This is a genomic window from Carboxylicivirga mesophila, from assembly GCF_018271975.1.
Lineage (GTDB): Bacteria > Bacteroidota > Bacteroidia > Bacteroidales > Marinilabiliaceae > Carboxylicivirga > Carboxylicivirga mesophila.
In genome coordinates this window covers 155909-175432 of record NZ_JAGUCN010000003.1, presented here as the reverse complement: position 1 = coordinate 175432, position 19524 = coordinate 155909, and the positions used below count along the sequence as shown (strand labels likewise).

Annotated in this window: 17 protein-coding genes; 6 read left to right on the top strand and 11 right to left on the bottom strand. The window is 42.5% G+C overall.

Annotation, left to right across the window (positions count from 1 at the left end; translation table 11 throughout):
- Positions 1 to 43 precede the first annotated feature (43 nt).
- Together rpmA and rplU are read right to left on the bottom strand one after the other, a co-directional pair.
- Positions 44 to 307 (bottom strand): 50S ribosomal protein L27, encoded by a 264-nt coding sequence (rpmA, locus tag KEM09_RS04435; protein ID WP_212188647.1) that lies wholly within the window; start codon positions 305 to 307, stop codon positions 44 to 46.
- 22 nt (positions 308 to 329) lie between these two features.
- The gene (gene rplU, locus KEM09_RS04430) at positions 330 to 641 is read right to left on the bottom strand and encodes a 50S ribosomal protein L21 (RefSeq protein ID WP_212188648.1); all 312 of its coding nucleotides are present in this window, start codon (positions 639 to 641) and stop codon (positions 330 to 332) included.
- A gap of 305 nt (positions 642 to 946) precedes the next feature.
- Between rplU and KEM09_RS04425 the strand changes: the two genes are divergently transcribed.
- Entirely contained in the window at positions 947 to 1546 is a 600-nt protein-coding gene (locus KEM09_RS04425; protein ID WP_212188649.1) for a bifunctional nuclease family protein, read from the top strand.
- A gap of 51 nt (positions 1547 to 1597) precedes the next feature.
- Positions 1598 to 2992: a NupC/NupG family nucleoside CNT transporter gene (locus tag KEM09_RS04420; RefSeq protein ID WP_244824836.1), complete on the top strand. Its 1395-nt coding sequence runs from the start codon at positions 1598 to 1600 to the stop codon at positions 2990 to 2992.
- Positions 2993 to 3047: 55 nt separating this feature from the next.
- Here the strand turns inward: KEM09_RS04420 and KEM09_RS04415 are convergent, their stop codons facing one another.
- The 3 genes from KEM09_RS04415 to dnaE form a co-directional block, all read right to left on the bottom strand.
- Positions 3048 to 3839 (bottom strand): toxin-antitoxin system YwqK family antitoxin, encoded by a 792-nt coding sequence (locus tag KEM09_RS04415; RefSeq protein ID WP_212226026.1) that lies wholly within the window; start codon positions 3837 to 3839, stop codon positions 3048 to 3050.
- 83 nt (positions 3840 to 3922) lie between these two features.
- On the bottom strand, positions 3923 to 4240 hold the full coding sequence (trxA, locus tag KEM09_RS04410) for a thioredoxin (protein ID WP_212188652.1): 318 nt from the start codon (positions 4238 to 4240) through the stop codon (positions 3923 to 3925).
- A 154-nt stretch (positions 4241 to 4394) separates the two neighbouring features.
- On the bottom strand, positions 4395 to 8789 hold the full coding sequence (dnaE, locus tag KEM09_RS04405) for a DNA polymerase III subunit alpha (protein WP_212226018.1): 4395 nt from the start codon (positions 8787 to 8789) through the stop codon (positions 4395 to 4397).
- A 282-nt stretch (positions 8790 to 9071) separates the two neighbouring features.
- Between dnaE and KEM09_RS04400 the strand changes: the two genes are divergently transcribed.
- Positions 9072 to 9650 carry a 30S ribosomal protein S16 gene (locus KEM09_RS04400; RefSeq protein ID WP_212226016.1) on the top strand — a complete coding sequence of 193 codons (579 nt, stop codon included), beginning with the start codon at positions 9072 to 9074 and terminating at the stop codon, positions 9648 to 9650.
- A gap of 152 nt (positions 9651 to 9802) precedes the next feature.
- Here the strand turns inward: KEM09_RS04400 and KEM09_RS04395 are convergent, their stop codons facing one another.
- From KEM09_RS04395 to ispG, 5 genes are all read right to left on the bottom strand, one after another.
- A complete protein-coding gene (locus KEM09_RS04395) occupies positions 9803 to 10411 on the bottom strand; it encodes a PAP2 family protein (protein WP_212226013.1) in 609 nt (202 codons plus the stop codon).
- 36 nt (positions 10412 to 10447) lie between these two features.
- Positions 10448 to 11896, bottom strand: a complete 1449-nt coding sequence (gene rpoN / locus KEM09_RS04390) for an RNA polymerase factor sigma-54 (protein ID WP_212226010.1) — start codon at positions 11894 to 11896, stop codon at positions 10448 to 10450.
- A gap of 190 nt (positions 11897 to 12086) precedes the next feature.
- Positions 12087 to 13535: an asparagine--tRNA ligase gene (asnS, locus tag KEM09_RS04385; RefSeq protein WP_212226007.1), complete on the bottom strand. Its 1449-nt coding sequence runs from the start codon at positions 13533 to 13535 to the stop codon at positions 12087 to 12089.
- 163 nt (positions 13536 to 13698) lie between these two features.
- Positions 13699 to 14484: a hypothetical protein gene (locus tag KEM09_RS04380; protein WP_212226004.1), complete on the bottom strand. Its 786-nt coding sequence runs from the start codon at positions 14482 to 14484 to the stop codon at positions 13699 to 13701.
- 123 nt (positions 14485 to 14607) lie between these two features.
- Positions 14608 to 16479: a (E)-4-hydroxy-3-methylbut-2-enyl-diphosphate synthase gene (gene ispG, locus KEM09_RS04375; RefSeq protein ID WP_212226002.1), complete on the bottom strand. Its 1872-nt coding sequence runs from the start codon at positions 16477 to 16479 to the stop codon at positions 14608 to 14610.
- Positions 16480 to 16634: 155 nt separating this feature from the next.
- On the opposite strand from ispG, the gene KEM09_RS04370 reads away from it, so the two are divergent.
- Positions 16635 to 17540: an ATP-binding cassette domain-containing protein gene (locus tag KEM09_RS04370; protein WP_212225999.1), complete on the top strand. Its 906-nt coding sequence runs from the start codon at positions 16635 to 16637 to the stop codon at positions 17538 to 17540.
- A gap of 10 nt (positions 17541 to 17550) precedes the next feature.
- On the opposite strand, the gene pdxH is transcribed toward KEM09_RS04370, so the two are convergent.
- Positions 17551 to 18189: a pyridoxamine 5'-phosphate oxidase gene (pdxH, locus tag KEM09_RS04365; RefSeq protein ID WP_212225996.1), complete on the bottom strand. Its 639-nt coding sequence runs from the start codon at positions 18187 to 18189 to the stop codon at positions 17551 to 17553.
- Positions 18190 to 18330: 141 nt separating this feature from the next.
- Between pdxH and KEM09_RS04360 the strand changes: the two genes are divergently transcribed.
- Positions 18331 to 18900, top strand: coding sequence for a cob(I)yrinic acid a,c-diamide adenosyltransferase (locus KEM09_RS04360; protein WP_212225994.1), 570 nt, complete (start codon positions 18331 to 18333; stop codon positions 18898 to 18900).
- 54 nt (positions 18901 to 18954) lie between these two features.
- Positions 18955 to 19470 carry a ribosome maturation factor RimM gene (gene rimM / locus KEM09_RS04355; protein WP_212225992.1) on the top strand — a complete coding sequence of 172 codons (516 nt, stop codon included), beginning with the start codon at positions 18955 to 18957 and terminating at the stop codon, positions 19468 to 19470.
- The last annotated feature ends 54 nt before the right edge of the window (positions 19471 to 19524 follow it).

Genomic DNA, 19524 nt, shown 5'->3' with positions numbered 1-19524 from the left:
GAAAGTAATAAAAACAGGAGATTTAATAATCTTTTCAAGAATCTTATTCAGCAGTGAATGGTACTACTGAAACATAAGATCTGTTGTCTTTCTTCTTGCGGAAAGCTACAGTACCTGTTACCAAAGCGAATAATGTGTGGTCTTTACCAATACCAACATTCTCACCTGGGTGGTGCTGAGTACCACGCTGTCTAACGATGATGTTACCAGCTTTGGCAGCCTGACCGCCATAAATTTTTACGCCGAGTCGTTTACTTTCCGACTCTCTACCGTTCTTCGAACTACCGACGCCTTTCTTATGTGCCATCTTATTCTAATTTTTTGAGTTTTTAACCTACGATTTCTTCAATCTGAATTTGAGTGAAGTACTGACGATGTCCGTTCTTCTTTTTGTAACCTTTTCTTCTTTTCTTCTTGAAAACGATTACTTTATCACCTTTAACGTGTGATAGAACTTTCGCCGTTACTTTAGCACCTTCTAAAACAGGAGCGCCAATTTTAACGTCACCTTCGTTGTCTGTTAAAAGTACTTTTTCAAATTCAACTGTAGCACCTTCCTCGGCACTCAATCGATGCACAAAGATTTTTCTTTCTTTCTCTACTTTGAATTGCTGTCCAGCAATATCAACAATTGCGTACATGTCACCAATTTTTATGGTTTTATCCAGGAGGTGGACTTCCGTTTTAAAGCCACTTTTTCGACCCCACAGGATTCAATGGAGTGCAAAAGTATATAAAATTACTTTTCGGCACAAATATTTTTGTTACTGACAGCTGAAAATTAGTTTTTTATGGCTTGAAATCGAGGCCGCTGATAGTTATAAAACGGTGTTGGCCTGTCAATGTTAAAAACTAATTGTTATATTTGCTTGAATACAAAGAATAACACTCATTCACTCTTTTTATTGCATTCATTAGCAAAAGAGTGAAGATCTAATAAGCCGCTATGAGTAGAAAAAAAATCAAGTTAAATATTCTTGGTTTGTCATATAGCCAGACTCAATCTGGAGCTTACGCGCTGGTGTTAGCCGAAGAGGATGGAGAAAGGCGTATTCCAATTATAATTGGTGGTGTTGAAGCCCAGTCTATAGCCATTAAGCTTGAAGGATTGGAGCCTCCTCGACCCTTAACACATGATCTCTTTTTAAATTTTTCTAAGTCTTTTAATATTGATGTTATTGAAGTAGTTGTTTACAAACTTGAGGAAGGAATTTTCTATTCCGAGCTGGTTTGTCGTCGGGATAATGAGCAACTGCATATCGATTCGCGTACATCAGATGCTGTCGCTTTGGCTCTGCGTTTTGGCTGTCCTATCTACACTTACGAAGACATTATTGAAAAAGCCGGTATTGTGCTTGATTTCGATAAGAAGGAAGAAGGTCACTCAATTACGCCAGTGGAGCGTAGTGAGAGTAAATCAGTCAGTACAGAGTACAAATCAAAAACGATTGCTGAACTGAAGAAGATGCTTGATGAAGCTATCATGGCTGAAGATTATGAAAAGGCTTCTAAGATCAGAGATGAAATTAACCGAAGAGAAAAGTAGAAGTATCACCCTCCTGAATCATTTACATTATTCAATTTAATCCTAAACCTTATGAAGAAATTTCTTCTAGTAGCTACTTGTCTCCTTATGGGACAGTTGATATTCTCGCAAGATACAACTGAACAAGTGGTGGAAGTTGGCACTGCGGCCTCATTTGATATGATGAGTATCGTGAGAGGCTTGTTTGGTATGGCTGTGTTAATTGGTATAGCCTGGTTATTTAGTCTCGATCGCAAAGCAATCTCCTGGAAAGTGGTGGGTATTGGTTTAGGTATTCAGTTGTTGTTGGCTGTGTGTGTACTATATGTGCCTTTTGTACAAAGCATCTTTGAGTTTTTAGGAAAGCTATTTACACTAGTGCTCGATTTTACTAAAGTTGGGACAGAGTTTCTGCTTGGTGATTTTCTGGATACTTCTAAATTCGGTTATATTTTCGCTTTCCAGATATTACCAACCATCATATTCTTTTCGGCACTAACCAGTGTTATGTTTTACCTGGGCGTTATTCAAAAGGTAGTATGGGCATTGGCCTGGATGTTAACGCGTGCCCTTAAGCTGTCAGGAGCTGAAAGCTTGTCGGTTGCAGGTAACATCTTTCTTGGACAAACAGAAGCGCCTTTAATGATCAAAGCTTATCTGCCAAAGATGAATGCCTCAGAAATGTTTTTAGTGATGGTGGGAGGTATGTCCACAGTGGCTGGTGGTGTTCTGGCTGCCTACATTGGTTTTCTGGGTGGCGATGATCCGGTACAGCGACTGATGTTTGCCAAGCATTTGTTAACCGCATCGGTGATGGCGGCTCCGGGTGCTATTGTTATCTCCAAGGTGCTCGTTCCTCAAACTGAAGAAATAGTTTCTGAGATTAAAATATCAATGGATAAAATTGGCAGCAATATACTGGATGCCATGAGTAATGGAACTACCGAGGGGTTAAAGCTGGCTGCCAATGTGGGTGCTATGCTACTGGTGTTTTTTGCATTTATCGCCCTCATCAATTATGGCTTTGATAAGGTGGGTGAATGGACCACATTAAACAATTCGATTGCGCAGTGGACCAATGGACAATACGAGCACTTTAACCTTGAATTTATTCTGGGCTATTGCCTGGCGCCACTAATGTGGTTGATTGGTGTGCCTTCGCAGGATATTGCTCTAGTGGGCCAATTGTTGGGAGAGAAGATTATTGCCAGTGAGTTTGTAGGCTATACAAGCCTGGCAGGTTTTAAAGCTTCAGGGGCCCTGACAAGTAGTAAATCGGTTATTATGGCTACATATATGCTTTGTGGATTTGCCAACTTTGCTTCCATCGGCATTCAAATTGGGGGTATTGGAGGCTTAGCGCCCAATAAGCGCGAATTCCTTTCTCGCTTCGGATTCAGAGCATTGCTGGCAGGAACTTTAGCATCATTGATGTCGGCCACCATTGTAGGTATGATTATGGGCTAAAAAAAGCCTCTGACTTAATTGCAGAGGCTTGATATTTTGGGTCGAAATCAGGCTATTAGATGCCTCTTGCGTCAACCTTTACTGGTTGCTGAAGAATGAGTGTTAAACCATCTGAGGTTTTACAAACAGCCACAATGTTAAGTGTTTTATTCATCGAACTACCTTGTGGGAGTTTGATGCGTATTTCACCTTTCTTAGATGAAAGCTTATGAGCTGGTGACAAATTTTTGTGGTAGTATTTATCTTCAATCAGTTTGCCTTCATAAAACTCAACCGATTTAATGGTTTTAGCACCTTCTCCTGCCAATGATAAGACTAGGTTATAAGTACCGTTTGTTCTTATATTATCAACTTTTTGTACGTTAATAGCCGGGTCAGGGCGTTGCTTACCAAGATTGGTGTAGCGTTTCAGCCCAACGCCGGGTAAGCCATTTTTATATTCGTACTCGGCTGTTAGCTGGCCATCTCTGTCGTAGCGTTTACAGATGCCGTTTAGTCTGCCATCTTTGTAGGGTTGTTCCTTGTAAACTTTACCGGTTGAGTGGTAGGTAAGGCGCATGCCATCTTTCTTATTGTTGGCATAATTGATGCTCTCCAATAGTTTGCCAGTTGTAGAATAACGCTTGGATAAACCATGGCGAATAGCCGACTTGCTGCCATCTTTAAACTTCATGGATACTTCCCATTCAACAGGAGCATTAGGATCATCGTTAAAGTGGCTCTTCTTGATGAATGTGCCATCGGCATTTTTGTTACCTGTCTTTACGACTTGTTTTTGTGGTCCGAAAAACTGGCAGCTGCTAAAAATCAGCGCCAAAGCGACCGTAATTAAAATTGTCTGTTTCATTTTTAAAGGGGGTAGTTTTAAAATTAAGGATTAAAAAAAGGCTGTCAATTACCTGACAGCCCTTCCTATTTTGTATGCTTATACTATAAAAGAGCATCCAGTTTAGATGCCAAAATAGTTTTAGGAACAGCTCCTACTTGTTTGTCAACTACTTCACCGTTCTTGAAGAACAGGATAGTTGGGATGTTACGAATACCAAACTTCACTGAAGTACCTGGGTTGCTGTCAACATCCATTTTTGTGATAACGGCCTTCTCACCGTACTCTTCTGCCAATTCTTTTACAATAGGAGTTACCATTCGACATGGTCCACACCATTCTGCCCAGAAATCAACCAATACAGGTTTATCTGAATTTAGTACTAACTCTTCAAAATTGGCATCAGTAACTTCGATCAACATAGCAAATCTGTTTTACTTTATTAGTATAAAAATTTTAACTTCTTAATTTGAAAGTGATTGCCAAAGTTATACAAAATAATTTCGGCATGTTCAAAAATACACAATTTTTAGTATATACATGTAACAAAAGAAACCTGATTCTTGTCAAGCACCTTTATGCAATACTCATTTCTATATCTTCATGTTCGTCAATGTATTTAATGAGGTCATCGTTCAGGTCAACCCGCATGCTGCGCGATAAAAATTGCACCGCATTCTTAGTCTCCGGGTCCTGTACTATAAACTTTAACGTTACATTGCCTTCATTTGTTTGCAAAATATTCGATAACTCAGTTATTAGCTCTTGCGAGATGGCGTTAAGCGGTACTTTCAGCGTAATGGTGTTAACCAGTGTATCTCGTAATTCGCTCAGAAACTTAATGTTGTTGATTTTCAGTTCCAGCTCCTCCTGGTTGAAGCGTTTAGGCTGAACACGTCCTTTAACCATTATAAAGTAACCAATCTCCAGATAGGGCAGATACTCGGTGAAATCATTACCAAAGAAAGCAAACTCGTAGGAGCCGGTGTAATCCTCCATGGTCATAATGGCGTATGGATTTCCCTTCTTCGTAGTGCCACGTCTGACATTGACCACACTGCCAGCTACAGTGATATCTCTACCGCGTATTGCCTCCAGATCATCCAGCTGCTTAAGGCGGTGGTGGATGAAGAAGTTCATCTCCAGTTTGTACTGGTCTAGCGGGTGAGCCGACAGGTAAATGCCAATATACTCCTTCTCGTGGTTAAGCTTTTCAATAATGGAGTATTCAGGGCAGTTGGGCATGTCGGGCGTTTTGATTTCAATGCCAGCGCCTATTGCTCCAAAAAGTGAGTTCTGCGATGATGCTTTATCAGCCTGGAAGCGGTTGCCATAGCGGATAAGGTGTTCAATAAAGTTCAGCTCATCGTTCTCTTGCTTGCCAAAGAATTGAGCCCGGTGATAATTACCCATGGTGTCGAATGCACCCGAGTAGGCCAATGCCTCAATGTTTTTCTTGTTGACAGTGGTTAATGGCAAGCGCTCTACAAAGTCATAAACCGATTTGAATGGCCCATTCTTCTCCCGTTCCTGGATGATAGCATCTACAGCTCCTTCTCCAACACCCTTAATACCTGCCATACCAAAACGAATAGCTCCGTCCTTGTTTACCGTGAACTTGCGGTACGATTCGTTTACATCTGGCCCCAATACGTCCATCCCCATGTTTTTACACTCTTCCATGAAGTTGGTAATCTTGGTAATGTCGCTGAGGTTGCGGCTTAATACGCCCGCCATAAATTCAGCCGGGTAGTGCGCTTTCAGGTAACCTGTCTGATAGGCAATATAGGCATAGCATACCGAGTGCGATTTGTTGAAGGCATAACTGGCAAATGCTTCCCAGTCTTTCCAGATCTTTTCAATCAAATCTTCCGGTTTGGCAATGGTTGTCTTGCCATCTTTGCAGGCCTGCACAAATTCCTCACTATCCAAACAGCCTTTAATGAACTTCTCCTTCAATTTGTCCATCATGGCCATTATCTTCTTACCCATCGCTTTACGGAGCGAATCGGAATCGCCTCGAGTAAAGCCGCCTAAGGCCCGTGATTGAAGCATCACCTGCTCCTGATACACTGTAATTCCGTATGTATCCTTGAGGTAAGGCTCCATCATCGGATGGTCATAAACAATCTCTTCTTTACCATGCTTACGGGCAATAAAAGAAGGTATGTATTCCATTGGTCCCGGACGATACAGGGCATTCATGGCCACCAGGTCTTCAAAACGGTTTGGCTTAAGGGCCTTTAAGTGCTTCTTCATCCCGGGCGACTCAAACTGGAAGATGGCAGTGGTTTCGCCTCGGCTAAAAAGCTGGAAAGTCACTTCATCTTCGAGGTTGACATTATTGATATCAACATCTATACCTTTAGAGAGCTTGATGTTACCAAGCACTTCTTTAATAATGGACAGGGTTTTTAAACCCAGGAAGTCCATCTTTAGCAGGCCAATATCTTCAACAAAACGGCCATCGTATTGAGTGGTAAGTAGATCTTCGCCTTTTGTAGGCATTACCGGTACGTGTTCATCAAGGGGGTTTTTACCAATGAGTACGCCACAGGCATGCACACCTGTTTGCCTTACTGAGCCTTCCAGTGCCTCGGCAAACTTGATGGTTTTGGCAATTAGCGGATTGGAGGATTCCTTTTCTTCCAGTAATGCAGGCTCTTCCTTATAAGCTTTTTTGAAACTCATCTTTGGCGCTTCGGGCACCATTTTGGCAAGCCGGTTGGCTTCAGCCAATTCCAGTCTTAGAACACGTGCCACATCCTTAATGGAGCTTTTAGTGGCCATGGTACCAAATGTGCAGATATGTGCCACCTTCTCCTGACCATATTTATCGGTCACATAGTCAAGTACATCCTGGCGTCCATCGTCATCAAAGTCGATGTCGACATCGGGCATGGAGATACGATCGGGGTTCAGGAAACGCTCAAACAGCAAATCGTACTTAATGGGATCGACGTCGGTAATGCCAACACAATAGGCAACGGCGGCACCGGCAGCAGAACCACGTCCGGGCCCTACGAGTACCCCATTGTCTTTAGCCCAGTTAATAAAATCCTGTACAATCAAGAAGTAACCCGGAAATCCCATAGTTTTAATGGTTTCCAGCTCAAACTCCAGTCGTTCTTTTTTATCATCAGTTAACTCATCACCCGGATAACGTTTTTTGGCCCCTTCAAAAGTCAGGTGCTCCAGGTAGTCAGATTCCAGCTTAATGGGTAATACCTTGTCATATCCACCAAGCTTCTCATAGCGTTCTTCGCCAAACTCTTCAATTAATTTAGCTTCATCAAACTGCTCCCTGTACGATTCCAGCGAACCAAAATCCTCAGGAATATCAAAAGGCGGCATAATCGGGTTAGAGTCCAGCTTAAAGTATTCTACCTTCTCAGCTATCTCTGCTGTGTTGGCCAGCGCTTCGGGAACATCAGCAAAAAGTTCATTCATTTCTGCTGTGGTTTTAAACCACTCCTGCTTGGTATAGCGCATACGGGTTGGGTCGTCATAATCGCGTCCGGTACTTAAGCAGACTAGTACATCGTGAGCCTCTGCATCTTCGGGATTCATAAAATGTGAATCGTTGGTGGCGATAATTTTAACGCCCAGTTCAGCACTCAGGCGTCGTATTACTTTATTTACTCTTACCTGGTTCTCCCACACATCGGTTCTTAGGCGCGGATCGTTGTTTCGGTGGCGCATGATTTCCAGGTAGTAGTCCTCGCCAAACACATCTTTATACCATAAAATTGTTTCCCGCGCCTTGTCGATGTTACCGGCCATAATGTTCTGGGCTACTTCGCCTCCCAGACAAGCGCTGCTGACAATCACACCTTCGCTATATTGTTCCAGTAATTCCTTATCAATTCGCGGTTTGTAGTACATCCCTTCGGTGTGGGCAATAGACGTGAGCTTCAACAGGTTTTGATACCCTGTATAGTTTTTAGCCAGTAAAATGATGTGGTGACCTCCCGAATCGGTTTTATCGTCTTTTCGCAAGTGTCCTCTTTTGGCTACATAGGCCTCAACACCAATGATGGGTTTTATGTCAGCCTTGCTACATGCTACGTGAAATTCTTTGACACCAAACATGGAGCCATGATCGGTAATAGCTACAGCAGGCATACCATCTTCTTTGGCTTTGGCGGCAATATCGGCAGTTTTCGCTGCTCCGTCTAGTATCGAATACTGTGAGTGCACGTGCAGATGCACAAACGGTTGTGGATCGATGTTTTTCTTTGCTTCCTCCCACTTGCGCTCTTCCTCTTCAATCGATACTTCATCAAATGCAGAACTGACTTTGAATGATTCGTATTCAATGCCTGCCAGCTCAATGGTGGTTGGATTATTAAGTTTAAAGGCCTGTATTTGATCAGGCGACATATTCAGCAACTGCGTTGGCAGGCCATCCACCCTTATTAGCTCAAGAAAACAGCGTGAGGTAGCCTCCACATCGGCAGCTGCGTTATGTGCTTCGGCAAACGGCACGCCAAATAGTTTCAGGTGCAGTTCGGTTAGTGTTGGATTTTTGAGTTGTCCTTTTCGTTTTAGATCACAATATTCTTTACTGCCCGTCATGGTGTCCAGTGTTGGCGCGTTGACCAACACTTTCTCATCCATTTCACAGCGTAGCAGTTCGCATCCAACAATGTTGATGTCGAAGGATACATTGTGCCCAATCACAAACTTGGCTTGTTTGACGTCTTCAATGAAATCGAGTAAGGCCTCTTTTAACGGAATACCTTTCTCGTGAGCTATTTCTGTAGAGATACCATGGACCGCTACTACGTCTTCGGGGATGGTGTAGCCGTCGGGTGTGATAACATGGTTTTTGGCAAACAGAAAATTACCCTCTGTATCATGACACTGCCAGGCTAGTTGCACCATTCTTGGCCAATTGTCAAAGTCATCTAAGGGGGCTTTCCATTTTTTTGGTAAACCGGTTGTTTCGGTATCAAATATTAAAAACATCTCAGTATCAGAATTTTCTATTTCCTTGCTTATTCGTCTGGGTGGTTGGCGAAGTTAATGAATTAATAGGGGAATGCCGAAGGGAAACAAGTTAATGTGTTGTTAGTATTTAGCGCTTATCAAATCGGAAAAGTACCAGTTTTCAGATGGTTGTTACCGGCTAAAAATAAACGACTTGTATTAATATTTGAGCTCAAAATATTGGCAGATACATTAATTAGCTTTATCTTTGCAGCCGCAAAACGAGTTTTTGCAATTGTTTAATTTATAAAACGTAATACTATGCCTGTAAAAATTAGACTGGCACGTCACGGACGTAAAAGGTATGCTTACTACCACATTGTAGTAGCCGATAGCAGAGCGCCACGCGATGGTAAGTTCATTGAAAGAATTGGTTCTTACAACCCGAACACTAATCCTGCTACAATCAACTTAAACTTTGACAAAGCCCTTGAGTGGTTAGGAAAAGGTGCTCAACCAACAGACACTACCCGTGCGATTCTTTCGTACAAAGGTGTGATGATGAAGAAGCACTTACTGGATGGTGTTAAAAAAGGTGCTTTTGATGAGGCCGAAGCTGAAAAGCGTTACAACGCTTGGTTAGCTGAAAAAGAAGGAAAGATTCAGGCTAAAAAAGATCAATTAGCAGGTGCTAAAGCTGACGCTACTAAAGAGCGTTTAGAGCAGGAAGCTAAGATCAATAGCGAAAGAGCCGAAGCTCTGGCTGCTAAAAAAGCTGAATTAGCTGCTGAGGCAGAAGCTGCTGCTAAAGCTGCTGCTGCAGAGGCTGCTGGCGAAGAAGCAGAAGAAGCTGCTGAAGAAGGAGCAGAAGAAGCTCCGGAAGCTCCGGCTGCTGAGTAATTCAGACCGATCTTTTTCTAAAAATATAAAAGCCATCCGATAGGGTGGCTTTTGTTATTATATGGCTATTGATTGCGCAACAATATCAGGGACGACTTTAATTATGGCTGTTTTATTATCAGTACCTAAAGTCTTTTAAGTCGTTAATTGATCTAGAAAATTAATGAACCTGCAAATACCACCAGCCCACCTAAAATAAAGCCTGTGTGCACTTGTGCTGGCGTGTGTGCTTTAAGATACAAGCGTGCGGTACCCACCATTCCGGCAATAATAAGAGCCAAGGAGAATAGTATCCAAATATCCAGGCCGAAGCGGAAAGAAAGCGCCAGAAGCGCACCAGTTAATCCACCGATACCTATCATATGCATACTGATTTTCCAGAAGAGTGTGATAAGTAATGCTATGGCAATTGCAATGATAGTGGCCAGCATAAAGCTTTGAATAAAGCTTGGCACAACGGGTATGCGGCTTAAAAAGAAATAACCAAGACAATAGAAGAGGCCAGTGAATACCGTTGGAAGAATGCGTTCTTGCCGGTTCTTCATGTATATGCTTTTAATAACACCCAATAGCATAAATAGGGGCATCAGACTCAGCGGCAGTGCACAGGTGCTCAGAAATACAATCAGGTAAATGATTCTTTTATGATCGAGCGGAAGGTATGAGAAGTGACCACCAATATTGAAAATGAGGAACAATCCCAGTGTAGGAATGAGCATGGGATGAAATACGGTGGATACTATTTTTGAAAAGGTGCGCATTGGGTGTATTAAAAAGCCGGTGTTAACCGGCTGTTATTATAATTCTTTTCTTAATCGGGCCACGGGAATATTAAGTTGTTCCCGGTATTTGGCCACCGTTCGACGAGCAATGTTATATGATTTTTCTTTAAGAATGGCTGCCAGCTTATCGTCCGTTAGTGGTTTGCGTTTGTCTTCATTGGCAATGCATTCCTCAAGTATTTTTTTAATCTCCCTGGTACTTACTTCCTCGCCTGAATCAGTTTGCATACCTTCCGAGAAGAAATATTTCAACGGAAAAATCCCAAAGTGCGTTTGGATATATTTGCTGTTAGAAACCCTCGATATGGTCGAAATATCCAGATTAGTTCTTTCGGCAATATCCTTCAAAATCATTGGTTTCAGCTTGGTTTCATCGCCTTCTATAAAGTAATCGTGCTGATAATCGAGAATAGAGTTCATTACGGTCATTAGCGTATTCTGCCGTTGCTTGATGGCGTCGATAAACCACTTTGCTGAATCGAGCTTCTGTTTAACAAACATGACAGCGTCTTTCTTCTCCTGCGTCTGATTCTTTTTGTTGCTGCTGTAATCTTGCAGCATATCCGAGTAGGCATTGCTGATGCGCAGTTCAGGTACGTTTCTGTTATTGAGGCTCAACTGAAACTGTTCGTCCTCAATCTCCAGGATGAAATCCGGAATAATGTGCTGAACAGTTTTGGTCATTGGGTTGCTGTAGGAGCTGCCTGGTTTTGGGTTGAGTTTAAGTATCTCACCCAGTGCATCTTTTAGCTCATCCTCATCAATGTGTAGGCGTTTGGCTATCTTATCGTAGTGCTTTCGCGTAAACTCCTCGAAGTGATGCCTTAAAATCTGGTAGGCATTTTCTATGTCGGGGAAAGTACGGTCTTTACGTTGTATTTGTAAAATAAGGCATTCTTGCAGATCACGGGCAGCCACGCCAGCAGGGTCAAAATCCTGAACAATCTCCAGCACATCTAGGGCTTCGCGTTCGTCAACCTCTATATTTTGAGCAAAAGCCAAATCGTCAATTATCTCATCTACTTCTCTGCGCAGATAGCCATCTTCATCAACATTACCAATGATGTACTCCGCAATATTTCGTTGTCTGTCTGACAGAATACGCAGCCCAAGCTGGGCTATCAGATGCTCGTGAAAAGTAGCGCCTGTTGAAAAAGGGATATCTTCGTGTTTATCGTCCTTTGAAAAGTTACGTGACTGAAGCTTATAGGCTGGAATATCTTCGTTGTTGATGTATTCATCAATGGATAGCTCATCGCGTTCAATTTCCTGCTCAGGTGCATCCATTTCATCCTTATCCGGATCGGGTTGTTCGCGTTCCAGCTCCAGAATTGGGTTTTCTTCCAGCTCTTTTTTTATTCGCTGCTCCAGCTGAACTGTTGGAATTTCCAGCAGCTTTATCACCTGTATCTGAAGAGGTGATAGCTTTTGAAGTAGTTTTTGTTGTAAACTCTGTTTTAACATTCTTCTTGCTTCGTTCTTGTCATGCCTGCGTCGAGCGCACTGCTTACATCCCTTAATAGTGAGTTTCAACAAAATTAAGATTTATTCATCAAAACCTATATACGCACTCCGTTTTTTGATGAATAATAAAAAGAAATGCCGGATATCTGTCATATCCGGCATTTAATATCTTGAAAAACATGCGCTTCAATTAAAATTCAGCTGTTTTTGGTGTACGTGGGAATGGAATAACGTCGCGAATGTTGCCCATGCCCGTTACAAACAGCATCATGCGTTCGAAACCTAAACCAAAGCCACTGTGAACAACAGAACCAAAACGACGGGTGTCGAGGTACCACCACATTTCTTCGGCTGGTATGTCCATCTCCTGCATGCGTGTAACCAGCTTATCGTAGTCTTCCTCACGTTGCGAACCGCCAATGATTTCGCCAATTTGTGGGAATAATACATCCATCGCCCTCACTGTTTTGCCATCGTCATTTTGCTTCATGTAGAAAGCTTTAATGTCCTTTGGATAATCGGTCAGGATAACTGGCTTTTTGAAGTGTTTTTCAACAAGGTAACGCTCGTGCTCCGACTGAAGGTCGCTGCCAAAGCCATCAATTGGGTACTTGAATTTGCCTTTTTTGTTCGGCTTCGAGTTCTTTAGTATTTCAATGGCCTCGGTATATGGCAGACGGATGAAGTCGTTAGCCAATACAAACTGCAATTTTTCAATGAGCTCCATTGAGCGCTCGTCGGCCTTTTTGTTTTTCTCTTCTTCCTGAAGTCTTCTGCTTAAGAATTCCAGATCGTCCATGCAGTTATCCAATGCATATTTGATCAGGTATTTAAGAAATTCTTCAGCCAAATCCATGTTATCATCCAAATCGTAGAAGGCCATCTCTGGTTCAATCATCCAGAACTCCGCCAAGTGACGAGATGTATTGGAGTTTTCGGCACGGAAGGTTGGTCCAAAGGTGTAAATTTCACCCATGGCCAAGGCTGCCAGCTCACCTTCCAATTGACCTGATACTGTCAGGTTGGTGGCTTTACCAAAAAAGTCTTGTGAATAATCAATAGTACCTTCCTCTGTGCGCGGCATTTTATCGTAATCCAGCGTGGTTACTTTAAACATTTCACCGGCTCCTTCAGCATCTGAAGCAGTAATAATTGGGGTGTGAATATTAACAAATCCTTTCTTTGTATAGAATTCATGCACCGCAAAAATCATAGCATGACGAATGCGGGCGATGGCTCCAAAAGTATTGGTGCGGTAACGCAGGTGGGCATTCTCACGCAAGAATTCCAGCGTGTGTTTCTTTGGCTGAATCGGGTATTTTTCCGGATCACAATCTCCCATCACCTCAATTTCTTTAGCCATTATCTCTACCTTCTGGCCGCTACCGGTTGATTCAGTTATCTCACCATTGATAGAAACAGCTGCACCTGTTGTAATACGCTTAAGCAAAGCTTCATCAAAGTTAGGTACATCAACAACTATCTGAATATTATGAATGCATGATCCGTCATTTAGTGCAATGAAATTAACTTGTTTATTACCTCGCTTGGTTCTTACCCAACCTTTCACATTAGCTTGCTTACCAAATTCGGTACTTTTCAGCAGCTCCACAATTTTTGTTCGACGAATCTGTTCCATTTTTAATATCTATTTATATTCAGGTTTGCAAAATTAATGATTTGTTTTTATTGAGCGCTAAGTCACTGGTTAAATGCAAGTGAATTACACATTTTTCTGTCAGATTATATATAAAAAAAGGTGACTCATTGCGAATCACCTTTCCTTTGCCTGCATAAGCAGTTTATTTTTTTGTGAATCGCTCCATTTTATTGTCGTAATTAATATAGTAACGCCCCTTTTCGATACCAGCTACATTTACTTCTGAACCATAGCCCTTAAATACGATGCCTCCATATTCATCATAGATTTCGTATAATGTAGGAGAGGAGAAGCTGATCTTATCATCTACTTTATTGGGTGAGAAGGTTACTTCCGCCTGTGTTGAAATCGTTTTTGTTTCCTGCGAGTAACGAGGCTTATTACGATAGTCAACCTGCTTAATTCTGAATTTATTTTCACCAGTATGCTGACGCACATCAACACTGTAAGTGTTTGATTGGTTGGAACCATTGCCCTGAACTTCACCTACTTTTACCCACTTGTTCCAGCGGTATTGCTCAACAATGAAAGGTAATGCACCGGCTTCTTTTGTGGTCGTCCAGTTTAATTGGTTGTTGGAAACTGTCAGGTTAACAACCTCAAAAGTTGCTCGGGGATTAAGCACCTCAGGATTCAGTACCTTGGGTTCGCAGTCATCTTTAAATTTGATGCCCACAATAATGGCCTCGCCTAAGGTAAACTGAAATACTCCTAAATCAATCTCAAAGGCGCTTGAATTAATTTCGTCAGTTGTCGTTTGGCCGTTTACAGTTACTTCGTATACGCAGAACCCAACACCGGAAGCGGCAAATGGATTCTTTACATACAGGTTTTCACCCTGAAATGTGCCTCTAAGCTCAAGCTCACCAGCTTGAACATTAACCATGGTTAAAACCGTCGCAAAGAATAATAGAAATATCCGTTTCATTTAGGCTAGACTCAATTAGTTATTTTTGGGATACGCAATTTATAAAATTAGACCCACATAGCAAAAAAATCGCTCCGAACGATTCAAAAAATCCACGACCGGACGTATTTCTTTGATTAAAAATCATTTCTGAGGTGGTTCTACCCAATCTCCATGCTCTTTTATCAGGTTAATTAGTTCGTCAACGGCCTCTTCTTTTGAGAGGTTTCGTTTAATCAGTTCACGTTTTTTAAACAGGCTAACCGTATCAGGGCCGGAGCCAATGTAACCGTAGTCAGCATCAGCCATTTCGCCAACGCCATTCACCACACAGCCCATTACTGCCACTTTAAGGCCTTTAAGATGCGAGGTGCGTGCTTTTACCTGTCGTGTTGTTTCCTGCAGATCAAATAAGGTTCGGCCACAACCCGGGCATGAGATAAATTCGGTTTTGGTAAATCGTACCCTTGATGATTGTAAAATACCGAATGCCGTGTTAATGATTTCCTGATGTTTTATCTTCCCCAGATTATGTAAAAACAAACCATCGGCTAAGCCATCTAGAAATAAAATACCAGCATCGGCTGCTGATTTTATCTGAAAATCTTCATCGTTATCGTCCTCGTACTTATTGTTTAGCACCACAGGGTGTGTTAACTGTTGCTCAATCAGTTTAAAGATAAATGCTCTTTGCTCAACGGGCCGGTTGATGTGGGACGATTCAAGAAGAATAATTACTTGTGTGTTTTCACGCAGCTTATCCGTTATTTCATCGTTGAATTCAGGATAGGAGATAGATAAAAAGCTTGTTTTAGGGAGTTCCGGTGTATCGATAAATTCTTCAGCAGTCAATACCGGAATGGTATTATCTGAGGTATTAGCGGTTTTCCAGGCTTTGAACGGTATCAGGTATTTCTGATAATGGTTTTTGACATCATCAGGGCTTTCAATTACCAGATAGTCTGGTTTAAGGGCTTTTCCTGTTGAAAACTCGTCAACAGCCTCGCAAATAACCACAGGAACATTATCGCCACCCATATTGAGTACAGCATGTGTTTTTCGCCTGTTGTATTCAAACGGCGTGAAATACAGCTTGTCCGTTGAAGGTATTGGCTGATGGTTATTTCTGGCAGTGATGTGTTTAACCAGTTTTGTGGCAACCGGCACTTCTTTCTCAGGATCTTCGGTCAATGAAACACGGATGGTATCACCCAATCCGTCAACAAGCAATGCGCCCGAACCAACGGCCGATTTTATGCGTCCCTCATCCTCACTACCTGCTTCCGTAACGCCCAGGTGAAGGGGGTAATTCATATTCTCCTTCTTCATGGCTGATACCAATAACCTGACTGTATGCACCATGATGCGCGTATTGCTGGCTTTAATGCTTAGTACAATATCTCTAAACTCCAGCTCTTCACACATCCGCAGGTATTCCATGCAAGCCTCAACCATGCCTTGAGGGGTATCGCCGTAACGGCTCATAATGCGGTCAGAAAGGGAGCCATGATTGGTGCCTACTCGAATAGCAGTGCCATATTGTTTGCAAACATCCAAAAAGGCTGACAGCTTTGACTTGGCTACAGCCAGTTCTTCGTTGTATTGTTGGTTGGTATAGTCAAGATTGAACTTTTTAGCTCCGCCAGAGAAATTACCCGGATTGATACGGACCTTTTCTACATTGGATGCTGCTACCTTAGCAGCATTAGGATTGAAATGGATGTCAGCTACCAGCGGTGCCTCATAGCCTTTTTCACGTATGATGCGCTTCACTTGCTCAAGTGTGTGTGCCTCACTACGTCCCTGGGTGGTAATGCGCACAATGTCTGCCCCGGCATCCAATATGCTCATCACCTGTGTGGCTGTCGCTTCAGCGTCTAAGGAATTGGTGGTGGTCATCGACTGGATTTGAATAGGACTGTTGCCGCCAATGGTTTTAATACCAACTTTAACCGGACGCGTGGGGTTGCGGTGATAGTTAAATAAATCTTCGCAGTATAATGGCTCGTGTGACATCTGATTGTAAATTGATTCAATGATTAAATGCAAAAGTAAGCATTAATGTTTAGCGGGCTATGCACAATTATCAAAGTAAATGATGACTCGCATTTTTTAGGTCTTTATCCCGATTCATTTCTTTATCGTACTTTTGAGATATTAAATCAATCAGTATGTCAATTGTTGTAAAAAACGTTGTTAAGGAATTTGGGCAACAGAAAGCTCTTAAAGATGTTTCATTCTCCATATCTTCAGGTGAGATAGTTGGTTTCCTTGGACCTAATGGTGCAGGCAAATCGACGATGATGAAGATAATCTCAGGTTTGTTGCCGCAGTCGGCCGGAGAAGTTGAGGTGTGTGGCATTAGTAACACCGATTACAATGAGGTATTTCGTCGGAAGATTGGTTATTTGCCGGAGCATAATCCCCTGTATCTGGATATGTATGTGAATGAATACCTTTTGATGGTGGCTGAACTATACAAGCTGGGTAATAAACGAGCACATGTTGATGAAATGATTGAACTGACTGGTTTAGGATTAGAACAGCATAAGAAGATTGGTGTTTTATCGAAAGGGTATCGGCAACGTGTAGGACTGGCGCAAGCGCTGATTCATGATCCCGAAGTGCTCATACTCGACGAGCCAACCACAGGGCTTGATCCCAACCAGATTCTGGAAATACGTAACCTGGTAAGAACTGTAGGGCAGGAGAAGACGGTGATGCTGAGTACCCATATTATGCAGGAGGTGGAAGCTATTTGTGAGCGCGTAATAATTTTAAACCGGGGCGAATTGCTTATCGACCATCCTTCCACCGACCTGTCTCGATTAGAGGCTGGTAATAGCTCAACGGTGTTTGTTGAGTTTGATCGTCAACCTGTATTGGAAGAACTTCAAGGTATTGTTGGTGCAGGAGAAATCAAAAACGTATCGGGATACGGCTATGAAATTAATGCCCAAGCCGATATCCGTAAGGCTGTTTTTGACTTTGCGGTGGCACAGGGATTAATCATACTGACCTTGACCCGACAAGAGCGGAACCTGGAGAGTGTGTTTCACGGATTGACCAAAGAATAGCATCTGACACCTAAGGTGCCAACTGCCGGATAATCCAGCTGTTAGCCTCTAAGTGGTACTGAAAGCGATCATGCATCCGATTGGCCTTACCTTGCCAGAACTCGATGCTGATGGGCTCAAGTATGTAACCGCCCCAATGCGCTGGACGCGGTATGCTTTGATCTTCATACTGTTTCTTCAGTTGCTCAAATTTATTGGTTAATTGCTGACTGTCTTCAACCACCTGACTTTGGTTTGAAGCCCATGCGCCCAACTGGCTTTCACGCGGGCGCGACTGGAAATATTCATCCGATTTTAGCGAGGGTACTTTTTTAATGGTGCCACGTATGCGCACCTGACGTTCCAGTTCGGGCCAGAAAAAGTTAAGGGCAGCCTTATTTGTTACAGAAAGTTCCTGTCCCTTCTTACTGTTGTAATTGGTGAAAAAAACGAAACCATCCGTTTGTACGTCCTTTAATAACACAATGCGGCAATTGGGCATCAAATCCTCATCTACCGTTGCCAGTGTTACTGCCGTAGGTTCGTTACATTTAGCCTTCAAGGCTTCCTGTAACCAATCATTAAATTGCTGAAAGGGTGAGGTTTTCAGGTTCTCTTTGTGGAGGTTTCCCTTGGTGTATTCTTTACGTATATCTGCCAGTTTGTTCATTGTTCCGTTCTCATTTTAAATTCAGAACAAGAAATGGTCACTATTGTTTACACAAAAAAGAGGCCTTAACTGAGCAAACTTTTTAACGAGCTTTGTGTTTAAGGTTTCTAAACTATCAATTAACAGACAGAATCTATCTTTATGAAGATATATACAAAAACCGGAGACAGAGGACAAACAGATTTGCTGGGTGGCGTGCGTGTTGCCAAAGATGATATCAGGGTGGATGCCTACGGAACTTTTGATGAGGTCAACTCTTTTATTGGGTTGCTTCGTGCTAAGCTCGATCCTAAACACGCATGGCAGGATAAGCTGCATCATTTACAGGTTGAGTTGATGAATACCATGAGTCATCTGGCAACTCCTGCCGAATTGAAGGAAAAGAATACCATGCCCTTGCCCGATGGGATGGATAAATTCTGTGAAGAATGGATTGATGAAATTGAAGCTGGACTAAGCAGCCGATCGGATCATTTTATACTGCCAGGTGGCAATGAAGTATCGGCATTATGCCATGTAGTGCGTTCGCAGTTGCGCAAGGGTGAACGTAAACTCACCACTCTGCATCGGGTTCATCCCGTTGAGCGTTCGATTCTGTTGTTTATTAATCGTTTGTCCGATTTGTTTTTCAGTTTGTCACGAGCGGCTATGGAAGAAGCTCATTTAACTGAAGAGCGCTGGAAAGCTTTTTTGTACAACCGGGGGAAGTGATGGATGGGATATAGCTGTTAGCTTTTTTTCTACCTTTGCAGCAAAAGTATTTCAATGATTGAGAAACATACCTGTCGTCAGATTGGCGTTATTGTTAAAACACACGGCATTGCCGGAGAAGTGGTGCTGCGATTGTTTAATGAATTTTCCATTGATGATGTGGATGTGGAGTTTCTTTACCTTGAACTGGATGGTGGTTTAGTGCCTTTTTATCTGGAGGAGGCACGTGAGAAAAATCAAACCGATGTATTGGCAAAGCTAGAGCAGCTGAAAGATGATCAACAGGCTTTAAAGGTGATTGATGCACCGGTTTATGTCGAGAAACAGGGAGAAGAGGCTGTTGAAGAAGCACCTTTTTCGGCCTATCAGCTGGTGGGTTACGAAGCCCAGGCTGCAGGTCATGGGTATATCGGCGAGATTGTGGCCATCCGTGAGATCTCGAAAAATCCGTTGTTTGAGCTGGATAATGATGGCGAAGAGGTGCTGATTCCGATAGTTGACCATTTTATTGTCTCTATTGATGATGAGCAGCGACTGGTCATTTTTGATTTGCCCGAAGGATTAATATAGCCAACAGCTGCATAAAGCTAGCTGTCGGCAGATTCTCTAAATGCCTGAGTTCAA

What these genes read in the sequence shown, in the direction of transcription:
- asnS (WP_212226007.1), bottom strand. Translation starts at nt 13,535, where the DNA reads ATGGAACAGATTCGTCGAACAAAAATTGTGGAGCTGCTGAAAAGTACC.
- rimM (WP_212225992.1), top strand. Translation starts at nt 18,955, where the DNA reads ATGATTGAGAAACATACCTGTCGTCAGATTGGCGTTATTGTTAAAACA.
- KEM09_RS04425 (WP_212188649.1), top strand. Translation starts at nt 947, where the DNA reads ATGAGTAGAAAAAAAATCAAGTTAAATATTCTTGGTTTGTCATATAGC.
- pdxH (WP_212225996.1), bottom strand. Translation starts at nt 18,189, where the DNA reads ATGAACAAACTGGCAGATATACGTAAAGAATACACCAAGGGAAACCTC.
- rpoN (WP_212226010.1), bottom strand. Translation starts at nt 11,896, where the DNA reads ATGTTAAAACAGAGTTTACAACAAAAACTACTTCAAAAGCTATCACCT.
- KEM09_RS04360 (WP_212225994.1), top strand. Translation starts at nt 18,331, where the DNA reads ATGAAGATATATACAAAAACCGGAGACAGAGGACAAACAGATTTGCTG.
- KEM09_RS04395 (WP_212226013.1), bottom strand. Translation starts at nt 10,411, where the DNA reads ATGCGCACCTTTTCAAAAATAGTATCCACCGTATTTCATCCCATGCTC.
- ispG (WP_212226002.1), bottom strand. Translation starts at nt 16,479, where the DNA reads ATGTCACACGAGCCATTATACTGCGAAGATTTATTTAACTATCACCGC.
- KEM09_RS04400 (WP_212226016.1), top strand. Translation starts at nt 9,072, where the DNA reads ATGCCTGTAAAAATTAGACTGGCACGTCACGGACGTAAAAGGTATGCT.
- trxA (WP_212188652.1), bottom strand. Translation starts at nt 4,240, where the DNA reads ATGTTGATCGAAGTTACTGATGCCAATTTTGAAGAGTTAGTACTAAAT.
- KEM09_RS04370 (WP_212225999.1), top strand. Translation starts at nt 16,635, where the DNA reads ATGTCAATTGTTGTAAAAAACGTTGTTAAGGAATTTGGGCAACAGAAA.
- dnaE (WP_212226018.1), bottom strand. Translation starts at nt 8,789, where the DNA reads ATGTTTTTAATATTTGATACCGAAACAACCGGTTTACCAAAAAAATGG.
- rplU (WP_212188648.1), bottom strand. Translation starts at nt 641, where the DNA reads ATGTACGCAATTGTTGATATTGCTGGACAGCAATTCAAAGTAGAGAAA.
- KEM09_RS04415 (WP_212226026.1), bottom strand. Translation starts at nt 3,839, where the DNA reads ATGAAACAGACAATTTTAATTACGGTCGCTTTGGCGCTGATTTTTAGC.
- KEM09_RS04380 (WP_212226004.1), bottom strand. Translation starts at nt 14,484, where the DNA reads ATGAAACGGATATTTCTATTATTCTTTGCGACGGTTTTAACCATGGTT.
- rpmA (WP_212188647.1), bottom strand. Translation starts at nt 307, where the DNA reads ATGGCACATAAGAAAGGCGTCGGTAGTTCGAAGAACGGTAGAGAGTCG.
- KEM09_RS04420 (WP_244824836.1), top strand. Translation starts at nt 1,598, where the DNA reads ATGAAGAAATTTCTTCTAGTAGCTACTTGTCTCCTTATGGGACAGTTG.